This window comes from Phyllobacterium trifolii, from assembly GCF_014192095.1.
In the GTDB taxonomy this organism is placed as follows: domain Bacteria; phylum Pseudomonadota; class Alphaproteobacteria; order Rhizobiales; family Rhizobiaceae; genus Phyllobacterium; species Phyllobacterium trifolii.
The window spans coordinates 1-17,870 of sequence record NZ_JACHXN010000037.1; the positions used below are offsets into that span (position 1 = coordinate 1).

16 protein-coding genes and 2 pseudogenes are annotated in these 17,870 nt (G+C 56.8%); 6 read left to right on the forward strand and 12 right to left on the reverse strand.

The window, feature by feature from the left end:
* Positions 1 to 44 precede the first annotated feature (44 nt).
* Both FHS21_RS28825 and FHS21_RS28830 read right to left on the reverse strand, forming a co-directional pair.
* A pseudogene (locus FHS21_RS28825) lies at positions 45 to 1,248 on the reverse strand (IS3 family transposase).
* 177 nt (positions 1,249 to 1,425) lie between these two features.
* Positions 1,426 to 1,698 (reverse strand): hypothetical protein, encoded by a 273-nt coding sequence (locus FHS21_RS28830; RefSeq protein ID WP_162702008.1) that lies wholly within the window; start codon positions 1,696 to 1,698, stop codon positions 1,426 to 1,428.
* Positions 1,699 to 2,376: 678 nt separating this feature from the next.
* On the opposite strand from FHS21_RS28830, the gene FHS21_RS28835 reads away from it, so the two are divergent.
* A complete protein-coding gene (locus FHS21_RS28835) occupies positions 2,377 to 2,895 on the forward strand; it encodes a hypothetical protein (RefSeq protein WP_376772237.1) in 519 nt (172 codons plus the stop codon).
* Positions 2,896 to 2,957: 62 nt separating this feature from the next.
* The gene (locus FHS21_RS28840) at positions 2,958 to 3,206 is read left to right on the forward strand and encodes a L,D-transpeptidase (RefSeq protein ID WP_446686533.1); all 249 of its coding nucleotides are present in this window, start codon (positions 2,958 to 2,960) and stop codon (positions 3,204 to 3,206) included.
* A gap of 261 nt (positions 3,207 to 3,467) precedes the next feature.
* On the opposite strand, the gene FHS21_RS28845 is transcribed toward FHS21_RS28840, so the two are convergent.
* On the reverse strand, positions 3,468 to 4,997 hold the full coding sequence (locus tag FHS21_RS28845; protein ID WP_183665508.1) for a phospholipase D family protein: 1,530 nt from the start codon (positions 4,995 to 4,997) through the stop codon (positions 3,468 to 3,470).
* Positions 4,998 to 5,172: 175 nt separating this feature from the next.
* Here FHS21_RS28845 and FHS21_RS31075 point away from each other — a divergent pair.
* Positions 5,173 to 5,311, forward strand: a pseudogene (locus FHS21_RS31075) (KUP/HAK/KT family potassium transporter); the annotation flags it as partial.
* 1,051 nt (positions 5,312 to 6,362) lie between these two features.
* Here the strand turns inward: FHS21_RS31075 and FHS21_RS31080 are convergent.
* From FHS21_RS31080 to FHS21_RS31300, 4 genes are read right to left on the reverse strand one after another with little or no spacing between them, the layout of a single operon-like run.
* Positions 6,363 to 6,830, reverse strand: a complete 468-nt coding sequence (locus tag FHS21_RS31080; protein ID WP_246411295.1) for a hypothetical protein — start codon at positions 6,828 to 6,830, stop codon at positions 6,363 to 6,365.
* Complete coding sequence (locus FHS21_RS28860; RefSeq protein WP_183665510.1) at positions 6,820 to 7,032, reverse strand: hypothetical protein; 213 nt, start codon at positions 7,030 to 7,032, stop codon at positions 6,820 to 6,822. Before FHS21_RS28860 ends, FHS21_RS31080 begins: the two co-directional genes overlap by 11 nt.
* The gene (locus FHS21_RS31295; RefSeq protein WP_281386182.1) at positions 7,029 to 7,151 is read right to left on the reverse strand and encodes a hypothetical protein; all 123 of its coding nucleotides are present in this window, start codon (positions 7,149 to 7,151) and stop codon (positions 7,029 to 7,031) included. The genes FHS21_RS28860 and FHS21_RS31295 overlap by 4 nt, the downstream gene beginning before the upstream one ends.
* A complete protein-coding gene (locus FHS21_RS31300) occupies positions 7,148 to 7,279 on the reverse strand; it encodes a hypothetical protein (protein WP_281386183.1) in 132 nt (43 codons plus the stop codon). Before FHS21_RS31300 ends, FHS21_RS31295 begins: the two co-directional genes overlap by 4 nt.
* 259 nt (positions 7,280 to 7,538) lie before the next feature.
* Here FHS21_RS31300 and FHS21_RS31085 point away from each other — a divergent pair, with 259 nt between their 5' ends.
* The 3 genes from FHS21_RS31085 (at position 7,539) to FHS21_RS28870 (ending at position 10,588) form a co-directional block, all read left to right on the forward strand.
* On the forward strand, positions 7,539 to 7,667 hold the full coding sequence (locus tag FHS21_RS31085; protein ID WP_246411297.1) for an ABC transporter: 129 nt from the start codon (positions 7,539 to 7,541) through the stop codon (positions 7,665 to 7,667).
* A 309-nt stretch (positions 7,668 to 7,976) separates the two neighbouring features.
* Entirely contained in the window at positions 7,977 to 10,145 is a 2,169-nt protein-coding gene (locus tag FHS21_RS28865) for a mechanosensitive ion channel family protein (RefSeq protein ID WP_183665512.1), read from the forward strand.
* Positions 10,146 to 10,252: 107 nt separating this feature from the next.
* Entirely contained in the window at positions 10,253 to 10,588 is a 336-nt protein-coding gene (locus FHS21_RS28870; protein WP_112531280.1) for a hypothetical protein, read from the forward strand.
* Positions 10,589 to 10,600: 12 nt separating this feature from the next.
* Here the strand turns inward: FHS21_RS28870 and FHS21_RS28875 are convergent, their stop codons facing one another.
* The 5 genes from FHS21_RS28875 to FHS21_RS28895 form a co-directional block, all read right to left on the reverse strand.
* Entirely contained in the window at positions 10,601 to 12,325 is a 1,725-nt protein-coding gene (locus FHS21_RS28875; protein WP_183665515.1) for a tetratricopeptide repeat protein, read from the reverse strand.
* A complete protein-coding gene (gene ydiK / locus FHS21_RS28880; protein WP_246411299.1) occupies positions 12,325 to 13,473 on the reverse strand; it encodes an AI-2E family transporter YdiK in 1,149 nt (382 codons plus the stop codon). Before ydiK ends, FHS21_RS28875 begins: the two co-directional genes overlap by 1 nt.
* Before the next feature lie 136 nt (positions 13,474 to 13,609).
* Entirely contained in the window at positions 13,610 to 14,131 is a 522-nt protein-coding gene (locus tag FHS21_RS28885; protein ID WP_312879957.1) for a hypothetical protein, read from the reverse strand.
* Between the two features lie 130 nt (positions 14,132 to 14,261).
* Positions 14,262 to 15,953: an aspartate-alanine antiporter gene (gene aspT / locus FHS21_RS28890; RefSeq protein ID WP_183665517.1), complete on the reverse strand. Its 1,692-nt coding sequence runs from the start codon at positions 15,951 to 15,953 to the stop codon at positions 14,262 to 14,264.
* 214 nt (positions 15,954 to 16,167) lie between these two features.
* Complete coding sequence (locus FHS21_RS28895) at positions 16,168 to 17,865, reverse strand: aspartate:alanine exchanger family transporter (RefSeq protein WP_183665519.1); 1,698 nt, start codon at positions 17,863 to 17,865, stop codon at positions 16,168 to 16,170.
* Positions 17,866 to 17,870: the final 5 nt, after the last annotated feature.

Sequence of the window (17,870 nt, forward strand, 5' to 3'; positions counted from 1 at the left end):
TTCGTCTTCTTCATCGAATTCTCCTCAGCCCGTCACCGGGGGCATTATTGGAAAATTCCAGTTGAGAATGGACTAATTTGGCGGGAGCAGGTCAGTCTTGGCGCTACAGTCGGGGTGGCCGGCGAAGCAGGTCCTTTTTGCGCAGCAGGCCACGCAATGGCCCCGGGTGCGGGTGGTCTGTAGCTCAGGGATGAGTGCGGGCGGATGGTATTGTAGTGCTGCCGCCAGTTCTCGATGACGATCTGGGCTTCCTTTAATGTGTAGAAGATTTCACCATTGAGCAGCTCGTCGCGAAGCTTTGAGTTGAAGCTCTCGCAATAGCCATTCTCCCATGGGCTTCCAGGCATAATGTAGGCGGTTTTGGTACCGACCGCAGCGAGAAACATTCACGGAGCGCCTTGGCAATGAATTCCGGCCATTGTCGGATCGAAAGTGGCCGGGAATGCCACGCAGGATAAACAGATCGGACAGAACGTCGATCACATCCGTCGCCTTCAGCTTTCTGCTTACCCTGATGGCAATGCATTCCCGTGTGAACTCATCGATCACGTTGAGCATGCGGAGCTTCCTTCCGTTGTGAGTGCGATCCTCGACGAAGTCGTAGACCAGACATGGTTGGGGTGTTCCGGACGAAGCCGGATGCAAGAACCTTCATTCAGCCAGAGCCGGCCGCGCTTGGGTTGCCTGTGCGGAACTTTGAGCCCCTCACGCCGCCATATCCGTTCACCCGTTTAACGTTCACCACCCGGCCCGCACGGTGCAGCATCGCCGTGATGCGGCGATAACCATAACGGCCATACTGGAGAGCAAGCGCGGTGATGTCGGCGGTCAGAGCCGCTTCGTCATCCGGTGTCTTCGGGAGCTTGCGCTGCGTGGATCGATGCTGACCAAGAACCTGGCATGCCCGTCGCTCGGACACGCCAAGTTCGTCAGCCACATGATCCACACAGGCACGGCGGCGTGCGGGGCTTAGAAGTTTCCCTTTGCGGCCTCGGCGAGGATCATCTTGTCCAGCGTCAGATCAGAAACAGCACGCCGAAGACGCGCATTCTCCGTCTCAAGCTCCTTCAGCCGCTTGACCTGGTCGCCTTTCAGGCCACCGTATTCAGACCGCCATCGGTAGTATGTTACTTCCGTTACGCCTATCGACCGGATTGCCTCTGCAATCGATTCGCCCTGCGCACTCAAAACGTCAACCTGCCGAAGCTTCGTGACGATCTCTTCGGCGGTGTGTCTCTTTCTTGGCATTCTCAAAGTCCTCCATCGGCTCGAAAGCCATACATCAGGAGGATCACTTTTCAGGGGGCAGACCACTTCTTGGCGCGGCCTACGTCGCCAACACAGCAGCGGAGCTGGCGGACATGATCGGCATCATCTCGCTTCATCCACCGGAAACCCGCGCCGTCTCATTGCTCTCCTCATCGCTTACGATCTGGGTAGCCTATTTTTTGACCTTCTCATTGCTTTATTGGCAAATCGTTCCAGGATATGGCCGGGAAATCCTTCCGAACGCAGGCTGTCGAGCGTCAACGCAGTTTTCTCGACAACATCATGCTGGACACCGACGATCCTCTCATCCTCCGTATCCAAGGCGAGCATTACCCGCAAAAGGTGGAAGATATACGGTTCTTTATCGTCGGCAAGGTAACCAGCATGGGCGCTGGCAGCAATTGAGATAGCGTGCTCCAAAGAGGTCATGTGGGTTTCTCCCAGCGCTTGGTGATAGGCCTCCCTAATCCTCCGGAGAACAAGGCGTTCCATCTAACATGCGCTTCCTTCACTGGCGTCTGCACGGCGTTGCTGACCATTCCTTTGGAACAGTTGGAAGGCAAAATCCAGGAGCGATAAGGCAAAGCAAAGGACGAAGCCAGGCGCGAGATCGACGACTGGTACAATACTCAGATTTGGTAGGCTTCATAGCAGCAGCAAATTGAGAAGAAAAGAGGATGACAGACAGCAAAATCGATCGGGTTTTTCCCGCTTGGCTAGCTGCACACGCGATCAGCGCGCGAGCAGTAATGTTGGAACCGTCGGTTCCTGTGTGAAACTAGCGGTGCCTTGCATCGGCCGCTAGCCTTCACCGCTATCTGTGGTAATTTGCAGCTGTTCTCCTACTCTCATTGGGGAACAAGATCTTCCGGTGAATTTCTGATCGCGGTAGTTGTCGTACTAGCGGTTTTCAGTCCAAGCACATGCGTGGCGAGCGACAAAGACGGCTCAGTCGCTGAGACGGTGTTCGCTCCTCGAGTTCGGGAATGAATGATGAATGCAAGTGGTCGTCTAGTCTTTGTAGCCTTGCTTGCCCTCGCGGTAGAGGGATGTGTGTCGAATACGGGAATCAAGCCGAATGTCGTGACCTACAACAATCAAGGCTCGATGGCAGTTGGAGCTCCCTCGACAACTTCGACACTTCAACAGAAGGAAGGGCGATACTTCATTGAGTTCCGCTCCCGCTATGCCCTCACCTACGGCCACACTTTCGTGATTTTTGGCCGTCTGGACGAGGCCGGCCAAATGATCGATCCCGAAGTCTCCGGCCTTGCCCCGGCTACAGATAGTGTCGTTCCCTACATTCTTGGTCATTACATACCCGTGCCGGCTGAGACCGGGGCGAGCGACGGTGATCTGGAAGACAGGTACAGGTCGGCGAGCTGGCGGGTCATGTTGAGCGAAGCCGAATACAATAACGTCGTTGCCTACATACGCAAACTAAAGGCCAGATCGCACTTCTGGCAAGCGACGACGTATAACTGCAATGCCTACGTGGGCGACATTGCGCGGTCCATGGGCTATAAAGTGCCCGGCCACTTGCTGCGTCCGCAGCAGTACATAACCAAGCTTCGAGAGATGAATGGGGGGCCGAATGCGATTGGTTACACCGGGCCTGCGGGTTGAGAGGAGCAGTATCTGAGCACCTGTCAGCCACAAGCGCAAGGTCGAATGGTGTGCAGACTCCCTTGGATTCCAACGAACGACATGATGTCTCGAATCCGCTGGGCGCTCGCGCCCTCTACCACTACCAAAACGGCCGCGATACATACTGTCGCATTCACGGCACGACAGACCCGTCCTCGATCGGCAAGGCTGTATCCAACGGGTGCATTCATATGACGAACGATCAGGTTGTTGAACTCTATGATCTCGTCCCGGTCGGCACCAAGGTCGTGGTCTTGGATCCCACCTCAACATTCTCTCCACGCTCGTGATCCAATACCGTGTGACACGTCCGGTGATCGTGGTCATGGATCGCTTATTGGCGGCCAACCGGCAAGGGGCCAGCGGAAGGCGGCAAGAACACTTTGCTCCAGCCGCCATCGCTTCGGTTGTCGAATACAATTATCCTGTTTGGCGCTCGCGGGAACGCTACAGTCTAGCTAGGTCTGGATCTTTCCGGTTTCGATGACGAAAGGTGGGGGACAAAGACATCACTTCAGAGCGTCGGTTGGGCTGGTTGCGCCGCAAAAACCTCAGAGCTGCGAACCGATAGGGAGAATCGCATAAAATCCCGCCACGAATTGATCCCAGGGCGAACCCGTCGGCTCATGATAATAGATCCGCTGCGTCCCGTCCGGCTCGGTCTCAGTCCACGAGATCCGCTTGTCCTTGTCCAGCCTTACGGCAAAGGTTTCTTCTCTTAGAACGCCTCTTAGGGCATTCGACGTCTTCTTGGTAAATTCAGGCGAGTCGATCAGAATGCCCATCTCCGTATTGATATTCACCGACCGCGGGTCCCAGTTGAACGAGCCGACGAACAAATAACGATCGTCGATGGTAAAGGCCTTGGCATGCAGACCCGATCGAGATTCCCCCCAATTGACGCCGCGCCGCGCTTCTTGATCTGCATCAGGCCGAAGTTCATAGAGGTGGACTCCACCTTCCAAAAGAGCCCGCCGGTCCTTTGCATAATGCGCATAGACGGGTTTCACGTCGTTCGATGCCAGCGAATTGGTTACAACCAAAACCTCGACGCCCCGCGCCTCAAGTTCCCGCAACCACTCTGTGCCGCGTTTGCCTGGCACGAAATATGCAGAAACGATCTCAACCTTTGATGTCGCACGGGCGAAATACTTTGCCAGTTGAGAGGCAAGAATCGCTTCCTTGTTGTCTTCACCGGCCGCTTTTGAAGGGGGGTCGGAGTACATTTTGGCGCGAACCCACGCGAGCTTCAGCGTCGATGGCGTTAGGTTCTGCTTCGCAGCCGCACGCACGACGCTGGCATATTCCGTCTCCCGGGCTTTCCCGATGATCTCGTCGAGGCGATCGCGCGCTTGGTCCAGACTGAACCCCTTCGGTTTGCCAACGACGGCGCGCGCAGGCACTGCAAACTTGCTGTTCCAGTACTCATCAAAATTTGTCGAGACTTCGTCGACAACGGGTCCAGCAACCAGCAGATCGAGATCCGAATAGTTCAATTCCCTCTTGGCCAGGAAATACTCATCGCCAATATTGCGGCCACCGACGATCGACATGGCGTTGTCGGCGGTCATCGACTTGTTGTGCATCCGGCGGTTGATCCGCTTGAAGTCGGTGAGTCCCGCCGCGACAAGGCTCTGATCCCGCCAGAACGGGTTAAAGAGCCGGATTTCGATGTTTTTATGCGAGTTCAGAGCCGCAGTCACGGCATCATAGCTCTTAGTGTCCATGTCATCGAGCAATAGCCGCACCCGCACACCCCGATCCGCGGCTTGCAGCAAGCTCCACGCAAAGATTTTTCCGGTAGGATCATTGTGCACAAGGTAATACTGCGCATCGATCGTTTTTTCGGCGACCGCTGCAAGCGCCAAGCGCGCCGCCAGAGCTTCTTCTCCGTTGCCGATCAGCTTGACCCCGGAGCGACCGTCCTTTGGATCACCAAGCCTTTGGACAAGTTGTGTCAGCCGCGTGCTTGTCGGCTGCGCGGGCGAATATGACGGTGTTTGCTCGAACGTTCGCACAGTGTGCGAACAGGCGGCGAGAAGAAACAAAGAGAGCCCCGCGGCCGAGATAAATGGTTTCATACTACCCCCCATCCAGAACGCACCACGCCAACGTCCCTTAGCGGCTCGCAAAGCTAGACTTTGGCTGTGTCGCGCACTTTGCCGCTAGTACAGACATGCTCTCACGTTTTGAGATCGAGCACCATTCCCGGTGACATCGTCCACCAAACCGCCGATCTGCTCTGGGCCGGAAGCGACGATCGTACCCGGCACTGCGGTCTTCCTGACGGGCAACCCGCAAGGCACGCCCACGGCGCTGCTGCACAGCCTCAAACATTACAACGTGCTGCATGAACGCAACGTCATTCTGAATGTGGTCACCGCCCCCTCGCCCACGGTCCGGAAAAGCAAGATGCGCCGGCGTTTGAATGGTCGGTATAGCAGCTTGCCGCTCGATCCAGCCGCTCCTGCGGGCGCAGCAATGAGTCGTGTCGTGCCTTGGCGGTTCTTCGTCATAGCAAGCGTGCGGGTCGAAATTCCTTTGCGAAAGTGATAATTACCAGAGGAATCAGCGGCGACCGCTCAAGGAAACACTGTAATGAGATTAGCTTGCTACATCCTAACTGTCGCAGCTCTCGTCTCGTCATCGTCATGCACAACCTCTACTGTTGAAAGCAATTCCTTCATCGACAGCAAATTGGCGGTCAATTCGCTCAGAAACTCGGTATATGACGAATGTGGATGGGACTCGGAGGCTTCAACGCTCACGAGTTTGATTCCCGCCATTTCCACGGGCCGGGACGGATTTCAAAGGACCACCAGCGCAATATGCGCTGCGGCGAAGGGCACGCCTGCTCCGGCTTTGCCACGGGACCAAGTTACGGTTGAGGTCGAAGGAAAACTAGTCCGTGGACGGTTCCTCGAACCAGGCGAGACACTTGCGCAAGACTGACAGCCGGTACACCAACTAAAGCCGATCATGACAAGCGTTCCACCTCGCCGAAGAAATTGGCATAGGGGGATTTGCTTAAGGACAGATGCGCGACGTGGTGGTGAACATATACGCGACCACCCAGAAAACGTACACAGAAACGGTGTCGACCTCTTCTATTTGGTAATCCACGAAGCGTTCTGTAAATGATGCACTTGGGAAACAAATAATGAATTGATTGATTCGAAAGCTCAAAACATTGCCTACATTGCGGGGCATGTATGAGGATCATCGAACGTTCAAAAAAGGGTTTCTTGGCAGGAGGTCGCAAGCAAGACGACAAAGGCCGGGAAAATTAACTGCCAACGTAGGGTAAGACCCGATATCAGCTACGCCCCTATGAGCGCACAATCACAACGTCCAATCGTGACGCGCAACGCCGCGGTTGACGAACCCCGTACCCGCCGTTGCTTTGAACCCAGCGGCGGGCTTTTTTGCGAAACAAGGGCCGATAATCAATATTTAATGGCTCGGCCTGTTTTGCGTGCGTCCTGCTTAGTATGCCGCTTATCCTGACGGCATGCAGCGTTGCTTTTCTGGTTGGCGGCGCGGCAATCCTGCTTTGTTTGTCGTGCTTCTGGGCGCGCCTGCTGGCGGGTGTCACGCGCCTGCTGACGTTGCTGGCCCTGCTCCGTCGCCCAAGATATTGCAGGTAAACTGGCAAGAGATATCGCGATTATCGATGCGGTGAACAAAGGCTTTAAATAAGGCATTTTGGTATCCTCCCTTAAAGGGTTGGGGAGCGAGCCCGCTGGGGCGGCCTCCATCGTGATAAACACGATAAACGTTGTACGCTCAGCTTTAAGATTTGGTATTCCAAAAAACCCGCTGCCGCGAGGTCTGCTGACAGCGGGCTTATTTGGGGCAATCATGGAAAAGGATTGTAACCTTGTCCATGATTGCACAATACGCTCAGTATTCATGATGACCAAGCGATAACAGCATCGGCACCGCGTGCAGGTGAGCGTGGGCACACTCATGCAGCCAGTGGCACGCGCCCGACAAGCTCTTGCGGAACGCGAACGTCCAGCCCTCGGGCAATCCCCCAGCCATGCCGATCTGGTAGAAGCGCCCAGCGGCCGCTCTACGGGCCGCCTGCAGGTCTTCTGCGCCTAGTAGTCTCAATTCATAAACTCCTGTGACAGGGCGGCAAGGATGCCGATGGCGATGATCAGCATGACGATCCGAAAAACCGGGTCCATCGGGTGCGCCGGACGATGACGTGTCGTCGCCTCCTCCGTCACCCGGGCTCGCCGTCGCGGATGGCCTTGTTGCGGACACTCAGCGCGATCAGGCCGAACAGCGTGTTGATAATCGTCCAGACGACGACCGCGCCGACGCTCAGGGGCTCGCGGGGCTCAGAGGTAGTCATGCTGGATCACCTCCGGCTCGATGCCGGTCGCCTGCTTCACGCGGCGCTTGTGGCCTTCGGCCGCGATCCGCGCCTTGAAGCCGCAGACGGAGGCCTTGAAGCCCGCGGCGAAAGATAGCCACACCTGGCCCGACCAGAGCCAGGTGTGGCTATCGGGGCATTGCCCATATGTTTCTCGATCCCAACGCCTAGCGCTTAACACTATCTATGTTAGCCTCGAGTCGTTGGCCTACTTCAACTTGATGAAAAGGATCTTCGAATGAGCAGAGTTCGGATCACCGTCGTTGCCGTACTAACAGTGATAAGTTTAAGCGCCTGCGGATCAATCGGCAAAGGAAAAGCTCCTCCGCCAATGGCGGAACCGGCAGCAGCACCAGTCTATAAATAAAGGCTACTGCTTCTGTGCTGTGGGAAGGTGATTCCACCTTCCCATTTCCATCGATCGCAAGACACCGGCACTCTACGTGGGATCCGGTAGTAAATATTTAGCACCGTTTGACCACTGCAACACCCTCATACGGTTCCGCTCCCGCTGCCCGTTTCAGACTCTGGTGCTTGGTGGACACGTGGATTTGAAGCCAGGGAGATGTCTCTTGTATGCGGACGCCTTTGGCGGAGGCTCGCCGCCCCCATTTGTTTTTTAGACAGGCCGACCTCTTCGGCGTATGCTGCCGAAGCTGCATGTCAGGGGATTTGAATGCACATTGCTGCAATCAGGGACTTGGCCGCCAAGGTAAGCATCCTGCTCGTCTTGAGCATCGCTTTGTTGTGGGCATCTTTCACAACGTCACAAGCGCAGAAGGCATATGCGCCGCCTCCGCCCGGCAAGGTTGAGGAACTGATCAAACTCCTGGATGATCCGGAAATCAAAGCCTGGATTACCACGAAGGATAACCCGCCACCCGTCGCAGAAGTACCCGACGCGCCAACAGCGGGTGACTTCATGGTTTGGTCGAACGCCGTTCGTGCCCATCTTCACGGCATTGGACAAGCCATTCCCGCGGTTCCCGCCGAGTTTTCGAAGGCACGCTCAATGATCATGACCGAAATCAACGGTCGACGTCCCGCAGAGATCCTGCTGCTCTTCGCTGCGTTTGCTGCGCTGGGCTTCGGTGCCGAATTTGTGGTCCGACACATTCTCAGCCGCGAGGGCCGACGAATGGCTATGTCCACGAAGACCCAGACTTCGCCCGCGCGCCACCATGTCATCGGCCGCTCGATTTTCACTGCCATGATCCCTTTGGTGGTCTTCGCATTTGTCAGTGTCGGTGCCTTCCACGCCTTCACATGGCCGCCGCTGCTGGCCATGCTTGTCCTGCCCATGCTGGTGGCCCTTATCGCCTGGCGCGTGATCATGCAGATTACTGCCACCTTGCTCGGTGTAGGCCGCGATGAAATAAATGGCGAGAGCGCCGCCAAGGTGCGTCTCATTCCCATGGATGACGTGCAGGCAGCCTTCTGGTACCGCCGTATTGCCTTGTTCGCAGGCATCTTCCTTACGGGCTGGGTAGCGGCCGGGATGATGACGGCGCTGAATTTCGCGCCCAACGTCAAAAGCCTGATCGTTTACATACTCGGCCTCGGCCTTCTGGCGGTCGCACTGGAAATCGTGTGGAACCGCCCGGAAACCGCCGTTGTGGCCCGAGCTTACCGCGCCAAGGAGTGGCTGCTCACACTCTATCTGTGCGTACTCTGGCTGCTGTGGATTGCCGGCATGAGCCTGGCGCTGTGGGTCGGCATATACGCCCTTATCCTACCTCCGATCTTGAGAACGACCAGCACCATCGTCCAGTCGTTTTTCGCCAGTCCGGAGGATACGCAAAAGACCAGAAATCAGGTCTTAGAAGTGCTCATCGAGCGGGCCGCGAGGGTGGTCATTATCGCGCTCGCCGCAGCCTGGCTCGCTGCTGTCGTTCGGCTTCGCGCAATGGGTTTGATGGAGGACGAGGCTGCCAGCCGCATGATCCGCGGCGTATTGGGAGGCATAGTCATTCTGCTCGCAGCCGACTTGATCTGGCACATGGTCAAGGGGCTTATCAATCAGCGCATCGAACGCGCCCGCCTCGATGCCGGCGATGAAGCCGCGCTGGCCCGCAGCGGGCGGCTGATGACACTGTTGCCGATCCTGCGGAATTTTCTAGCCGTGGCGATCGCCGCCATTGCAGTTATGATGGTTCTGTCGGGGCTTGGCGTGGCAATCGGCCCTTTGATCGCGGGTGCGGGAATTTTCGGCGTCGCCATCGGCTTCGGCTCGCAATCGCTGGTTAAGGACATCATTAGCGGCATCTTCTACATGACCGATGATGCATTTCGGGTCGGAGAATATATTCAGAGCGGCAGCTACATGGGGACCGTTGAATCCTTCGGCATCCGGTCGGTCAAACTGCGCCACCATCGCGGCCCGATCTTCACCATTCCGTTCGGTACGCTGGGCGCGGTGCAGAACATGAGCCGTGATTGGGTCATCGACAAGTTCTTCATCTCGGTCAACTTCGACGCCGACCTCGTCAAGGTCAAAAAATTGGTGAAGGGTGTCGGTGCGGCGCTGCTGGAGGACGAGGAACTTGGCCCACAGATAATCGAGACGGTCAAGATGAAGGGCGTGGAGGCCTTTAGCGACTATGGCATCAAACTGAGCTTCGCCGTGATGACAAAGCCTGGCCACCAGTCCTCTATCCGGCGTCGTGCCTACGCGATGATCCGCGAAGCCTTTGCGTTGAACGGCATCGGCTTTGCGTCACCAACGGTGCAGGTCGCAGGCGGCGAGGATCATTCAGCAAATGCCATGGCCGCCGCTTCCGGCGAAACCATCGCACGCAAGAAGGCTGCTGAGGCCAAATTAAAATTGGTGGAGGGCGAAAGCTGAATCGCAAGAGGACATGGTGTGCGAGGTGTTGCTCACGACAAGGCTTCTGAACCTGAAACCTTTTTCAGCCATCGGAGCCATCAGCAGGGATCTGGGAGGATCGAAAAATGAGCGTGTTCGTGGCCGAGATTTTAGGACGAGGAATAGTCGCTTTTGACGCGGCAACCGAAGATGATGCCAAGGCGCTTCTGTCGGACGAGGCGTTGCGGCGGGACCTGCATGTATTCCAAAACCAGGGCCGTTGCCTTTGGGATGGTGTCACGGAAATCAATTTGCGTGGAGCGCTCCCGGAGGAAACCGAAATCTGGCAGGCCAGCCGCGCGACGGCCGGCCAGTCGGGCGAGCCTGATGGTCACGATGACTGGCGTATCTTCCTGCTGCCGGTTGTCGATCCCTCGAGATTCGATGATGACGACGATGACGACCGGGATGACGGCGACTAAGAGTTCAGGCGCTTACAACGGGGCGAAGCCGGCCTTGATCAGGCCAGTGCCAAGCTCGTCAATGAGCGCGGACGTATAGTGGCGCGCCGTCATATTGGAGCGAAACGTGGTCCAGAACTGATCGCCGCGTTGCTTCAGACGGCCGGCAGCCTCACGGGAGGCCGTCGCATTTCCTAGTTGTCCCGCCGCGGCGATCTGCAGAATGTTGGCGACGTAATTGTCCGATCGCGCCATTTGCGGGACGCGAAGAAGTGCTTCCCCGAAGTCTCCACGATGATAGGCATATAACGCCAAAGTGAGTCCGGCATCAACGTGCAGAACTGGTTCGTTCTCGCTAGCCTTGACTGCCAGGTCGTAACCCTCAGCCCACCTGCCCTGAGCGAAAAGCATGGCTCCCAGCCGCGCGGCGACCAGACTGTTATTGGAATTGAGTTTCAAGGCGCGGTATCCGGAAACCGAGGCTGCCTCGGTTTGGCCATTTCGGAATTGTGCCAGCATCAGGGCGTAGCCGGCCCGATCAGATTGCGGAGCAAGCGCTACGGCATTGTTCGCAAGATCGAGCGCGCGGGACGTCAGTTCGGTCGATGCTTCGGGCGGTTCGGTCTCCAACAGCACTATTGCCCGCTCGGCAATGACATCCGGATCATTCGGCGTTATCAGCAACGTTGCATCGAGGCACGTTCCGGCCTCCCGCAATTCGCCTGCGTCAAGCCGTTCGACGGCCATCGCAGAACGTAAGACGCAACCATTGCCCAAGGTCGGCATGGCCAGCTCCCGTGTCAGTTCGATTCCGTTTATAACCCCGTGCGCGCCGGCGATGCGAATTGCCAGGCGCGTGACAAGACCACGGCGGATTTCGACTTCGGGCCTGTGGTCGAGGACAATCTGCTCGATGCCCGACCGCAACGATTCTCCCGTCACAGGACTGACTATTTGCCACCAGACCGAGCGGGCGGTCTTGGTCGGCTGATACTTCAGAATTACGTGGTATGGGGTTGTCGTTCGACGGACATAATGGAACAGCCGCACGGCGGCAGTTTGCGCAGCGTTCACCTTGCCAACACCGAGGGTTTTCATTGCAGCAAGTTTGAGTGTCTGGAATTGTGACAGGGCTACCATCAGATCGTCGCCGATGGACCCGGCCTCTATATCCGTCTGGTCCCCGGCCAGTTTCATCTCGACCGCAACGCTCGGTTTTTCCGAGAAGCGGTGGCCTTCGACGAATGCAACCCAGATGACGCCGAAAGCCGCTGCAGTGACTAGGGCTGAAATGCCCAGTCGCCGTTTTGAGATCGCATTTCGCCAACCGTTGGAAGTCTCGCCAATTTCTGGAACAGCATGTGTCTCCTGGAAGTGTTCTGCCTGCGGCGGGGTTCTTGTAAATACCGGGACATACTTTCCTCGCGGCAACTCTATGCGAATCCTTCCTTCCTCCATGTTGAATTCATAGTATTGGGCAAGAGCTGCACGAAGCCGGGTCGCCTCTATCCGGACAATTGGATCGGCGATCGGATCAAAATTTTCCGGACGTCCAAAAACATCGACGGCGATCGTATAGGCCTTCACCGTAGCAGAGCGGCCCTCAAACATTTCTGTCGCAACGAACGTGAGGAAATTTCTGTTCCGCTTAGTCAAACGAAAATGCGGATCGGACAAGAGCCGACACAGTTCAGTGCGGGATTCCCGCTCGGAAACGGTCTCGCTTTTCGTCCCGTTGGCGACCCCGACTACTTTCATCAAGGCTCTCTTGAAACGTTTGTGGACGACACCCGTTCTTCATCGGGGTCCGCCATCCATGCTTGCAATAGCGTATAGGTGGTCGCCAGAAGCGTTGGTCCGACAAAAATTCCCAAGATCCCAAAGGCCACCAAACCGCCGATCACGCCCGCAAAGATGAGCAATAACGGCAAGTCTGCACCCTTGCGGATTAGATAGGGGCGGAGAAAGCCGTCCATCGTTGCGGTGACAACGGTGAAAGCCAGAAGTACCGTTGCCCATATCGTATCGCCTGAGTAGTACATCCAAATGACCGCCGGAACCAATACCAACCCGGGACCAATCTGTATCAGGCACAAAATAAACATAACTGCGGTCAGCACCGAAGCAAATGGCATCCCGACAACAAGCAGCCCAATACCGCCCAACGCACTTTGCGCAACGGCGGTAACCACCACGCCGAGGGCCACGCCACGAATGGCTTGTCCGGCCAAGCGCACGACCATCTCACCCCGATCACCAGCTAGACGATGACCGAACCGAATTGCCATAGCGGCTCCTTGTTCGCCACGTGCGTACATCACCGCGGCTATTGCGGTCGTCAGTAGAAAGTGAAGGAACATGCCGCCCAGGCTCCCTGCTGCTGATACGAACCATTGAGCGGCGGCCTTGGCATAGGGATCAAGCGTGTGTGCCAGATCGTGCACACTGGCGGCTGCCAGTTTACTCCAAGCTTCACTCACGCGTGCCCCGACAAGTGGCACGCGATCCAACCATTCCGGAGCGGGAGGCAGCCTCAACGTGAGGGCGCGTTGGATGAAGCCTTTGATGGCGTCGAGGTTGTCGACGATCATGGTGATGGCAAGCCACAATGGCACAATCAACACCAGCAACAGAACGATTGTCATCACCATGACGGCAACACCGCGCCGATTGCCGGCACGGCGTTCAACCCAAATCATCAATGGCCAAGTGGCAATGACCAAGGTCAGGGCCCAGATGATGGCGGGGAGGAACGGAAGCATTATCCATGCGCTGCTGACCAGCAGGCCGCCTATGAAAAGCACCGCGAGAGTCACTCGGGCAATATCCTGATGCGGTTGGACCATTTCTTCGCCTTTCACCGCAGAGCTGGACCGCAGATTGATCACCTGGCGACCCTTGAACATCAGACCCTCTGATAATAATCAAACGGTTGCCTTTCCATATTGGCTGTATGCAGAACTTCAATAGTTCCCAGTCGAAGCTCCGACTGAAGATTTTCCGACCCCTGCCTTACTTCGCCAGCCAATCACGCCAGTTACCCTAGTGTTCAGCTTTTTGAGGCGGCTCCCCGATGGCTTTTCCGAGCCGTTCAAGTTCGAGGGAGTAGCAGAAAAAACTGAACAGGATCCCAGCTACGCACAAGATCTTCACGAGCGTCTGACCAAACGGCGGCAAGAAGTCCAGCTGGGGAAGGTGTCTGAAGAAGATAGCGGAGAAAAGAGCTCCGCTGAAAAGGAAGCTTACACGGCCCACAAAAGAGCAGAGATGCGAAAGAAAGATGCTGTGGAACGGCGGCGTGACCGATACCCACTTCAACCGCGTCCAGTAACTGCAATGAAGAAGGGTGACGCCGCCTAGAATGGCGATCTGACTTGAAATGCGTAACTCCTGATATTCGCCAACGTGGGTCAACAAGCGGCTGAAAATTGGGTAAACTACCCAAAACAAGTACATAGCCGCGACCGTCTGAGCAGTCAAAAGCACTGCATATGCGCCCGAGTTTCCTAACCGGGGCCGCATTCTCAAGTTGGAGTGCTCGTTTCCAAAACTTTTGTTGTCCACACCTCAATCCTTGCGCAGATCTTTCAACAATGCACGCGCTGAAAACGTATGCGACAATAGGTTCGGGTATCTGACAGATATTGAGACACTCGCGTGGAGGCCCGGCAGCGTTCAATATCGAGGGAGTAGTTCATTTTCCTATTGTCATCAATGCGACGATCACTGGTCCCCAGGCCGTGAGCAGAATATTCCCGACTGCATATGGAACGGTATAACCCAGTGCGGGAACATTGCTGCGGGCCTCGTCTTGTATCGCTCGAAGGGCGGCCGTTATCGTCCCAGCCCCGGCGCAGGCTCCGAGAACCACGAGAGGGTTCATTTTCAAGACATAGCGGCCGAACAATATCCCGATCGTATGGGGCAGCAAGGCGGACACCAGACCCACGGCCACGAGGCTGATCCCTGTTTCCCGAAGACCGGAAATGAAGCTGGGGCCGGCATTCAGGCCGACGACGCCGATAAAGATGCAGAGCCCGACGGTATCGAAAATCCATATTGCGGGTTCCGGGATTCGACCGAAGAAAGGGTATACCGACCGAAGCCAGCCGAAGACCAGACCCATGACGAGAGCGCCTCCGCTGGCGGTCAGCGTCAGCGGGATGCTTCCAATTGTAACAGAGAGTAGGCCAACGAGACCGCCGAGCACGATGCCCGTCCCGACAAACACCATGTCAGTCGCGGTCGTTTGACGGTCGGCATAACCCAGCTCCTTTGCCGCCTTCTCCACCTCCGGCTTGGTGCCGATCAGACGCAACACATCGCCCCCATCGATCCGGGTACCGGCCTCGATAGGCATCTCGACCCCGGCCCGCATAAGCCTTCGCAGAAAGACCCCTCGAGCGAACTCAAGTTGTACGAGTTCTGCGAGCGCCTTTCCAATCAGACGCCGCCGCGTAACCACTACATCCAGTACTTCAATAGGGATGTCGAGCAGCGACTTGTCATCCACCTCCGGACCAACGACCGCCCCGCTCTTCACGTGCATTTCCTGCCGGGCGAGCACAGCCACCACATCGTCTTTGTGAATGACCGACCCGGGCAAGGCTTCGACGATCTCGCCGCCTTGGCGGATCCGGGTGATGAAGACTCGGGCGCTCTGCGGCAGCGCTTCAAGCTGGGCGACGGACTTGTTAAAGAAATCCGGGTTCGTAACGCGATACGCACGGATATCGAAGTACTTCGCTCCCGATGTGACGCCGAACTCCAGTTCGGCGGCACCCGCGACCGCAGCCTGTGCTTTCGCACCTTCTTCGCGCAGGTTGATTCCCATCAGCTTGGGTCCGATGGTCGGAAGAAACCAGACGAGGCTTGCGGTTCCGACAAGGTAGGTAACTGCATAGGCGACCGGAATATTGTTCAACAGACCCTCTATCTCCGCTGTGGGAATCTGCAGCCGCTGAATGGCCTCACCGGCAGTTCCGATCACCGTGGATTCCGAAAATGCTCCGGCAAGCAATCCTGCGGCCGTACCGACGTCGTACCCGAGGAGCTTTGCGAAACCAAATGCCGTGAGTAGACAGGCAACGCATAAAACGATGGTCAACAGGACTTGAGGAAGAGCGTCACTTTTCAGTCCGCGAAAGAATTGCGGTCCCACCTTGTAACCAGTGGTAAAGAGAAAAAGATCGAAGAAAATTGTTTTCACGATCGCCGGGATCTTGATGTCGAGCTGTCCGATCAGCACCCCCGCCAGGAGCGTCCCCACCACTATGCCGAGACTGAAGCTTCCAAGCTTGACGCGGCCGATCAGGAAGCCGATCGCCAACGTGAGAAAGATCGCCAGTTCAGGATTGTTCTGAAGCGCCTGCACCAGAAAGGCCATTTTTGTCCACCCCCGTTTTATCTCCCCAAACGCCCCACGTTCAGCCGAACAACAGTGCGATTTACGTATGTTTCCCCTTTGAAAGATCGATTGCTGGAACGGCTATTGTTCATTGGCTCTCAATTGGCGCGTAGAATTTAGCTTTGCAGCTTCGGTGCTGGCGGAGCCTTGACGACGTCATTGCCAAAGCATCCGTATTCTCCGAAGCGGGCTGTTAAGACAAGATCATCGCGAAGTAGCCAAACACCGTGAGCAGGATCCCTGAAACCGCATATCCGACGGGGAACCCGATCCAGGGTACATTCGATTGGATTTCAACCGCCGCCTCTCGGCAAGGCCCGCTGTGGCTGCGCGCGCCAGCTACAGCGCCCATAAGGATCGCCGGGTTCATTTTGAATACGTGGAACCCGATGGCCCAGACTATGACTGGCGGAACCGAGCACGCAACGAAGCCAACGAGGAAAATCTTGAGCGCGAGCGCCCCCGTCAGCTGGGAAAGGAGCGAGTTGCCGGCATTGATCCCAACGATGGCGACAAACACGACAAGGCCAAGATCCTCCAGGATATTGCGCGCTGCCGACGGGGTATTGCCGAAAAAGCGCAAACGGGATGCCAGGGACGACACGATCACGCCCGAGACCAACAGGCCGCCGGCATTGCCCAGTCCAATCGATGCCCCAAACGCCGGGAACTGGATTGCACCAATCAGCAATCCCAAAATCATGCCGAGCGAAAGTGTCAGAAGGTCGGTCGCGCTGGAAGGCCTTATCACCCGTCCGAACAGTGCTCCGACTTTGGTGACCGCATCCTTCAGTCCGACCACGGTCACCACGTCCATCCGCTGTAGCTTGGTGTCGTTTCCTATGGGCAGCCGCACTCCGCCTCGCTCCAGTCCCGTTACCTGCAGCTGATCGACCCCCGGCAGAGCTCGCCACTCGCTGCGTGTCTTTTTGACAATTTCGCCGTTGGTGACGAGAATCTCCGCAGTGTCGAGAGGAATGTCCAGGGCAACTTTGTCTGCGACCTCCGGTCCGATCAAACCCATCTTGTCGGAGAGCGTCTCCCGCCGGCCGCCAAGTGCGATGACGTCGCCAAGTTGGAGCGCAAGCGTTCCCGTGAGTTCTTGGGGTGCACCGCCCCGCACCACGTTCACTACGCGGTATTCCGGATTCTCGTGCAGCAGGTCACGCACTGTGCGCCCTTTCCAGGCCGCGTTCTCGAGCCGATAGGCGCGCAATCCTCCGGTCGTCCACCCGGACAGCATCGGCGCATCGCCGCTCGCCACCCCGTGCTCCGCCTCGTAGGCGCGCGCTGCGGCACGGGCATCCACGCCCCACCACTTGGGCAGATACTTGGTGATCAAGATGATGCCGACCGTTCCCCAGATGTAGGTGATGCCGTAAGAGAGCGCAATCATCGCGCTCGCCTGCTCGGGTGTCGTGCCGGCCGGCAGAGCCATCGCTCCTGAAGTCACGGCTTGTTCGGCCGATCCAATCGCCGCGGACATGGTCTGAGAGCCGGCCAGCATTCCGCCTGCGGTTCCCAACGGTAGATCCAAGATAATTGCGCCGAGCACGACGATCGTCAGTCCCACGATACAACTGACGAACGCCAATACGGTGAATTTGATCCCGTCCCCGCCCAAGCTGTTCATGAACGACGGTCCGACCCGCAGTCCAACGCCGTACATGAACAGGTAGTAAAACATGCTCTTCGTAAAATTGTTCAACTCCAATTTCACGCCATAAATCGATCCGACGACGGCGAGACCGCAACCAACGATTATGGCAGCCGCCACCATGCCGAGCCCGTAGCCCATCACACTCTGCCGTCCTATCCAAACCGCGAGCCCTACGGTCAGGAAGAGCAGCATGAAGGGGTTGGCATTGAGAAACTCGAAGAATGTTTGCATGTCGC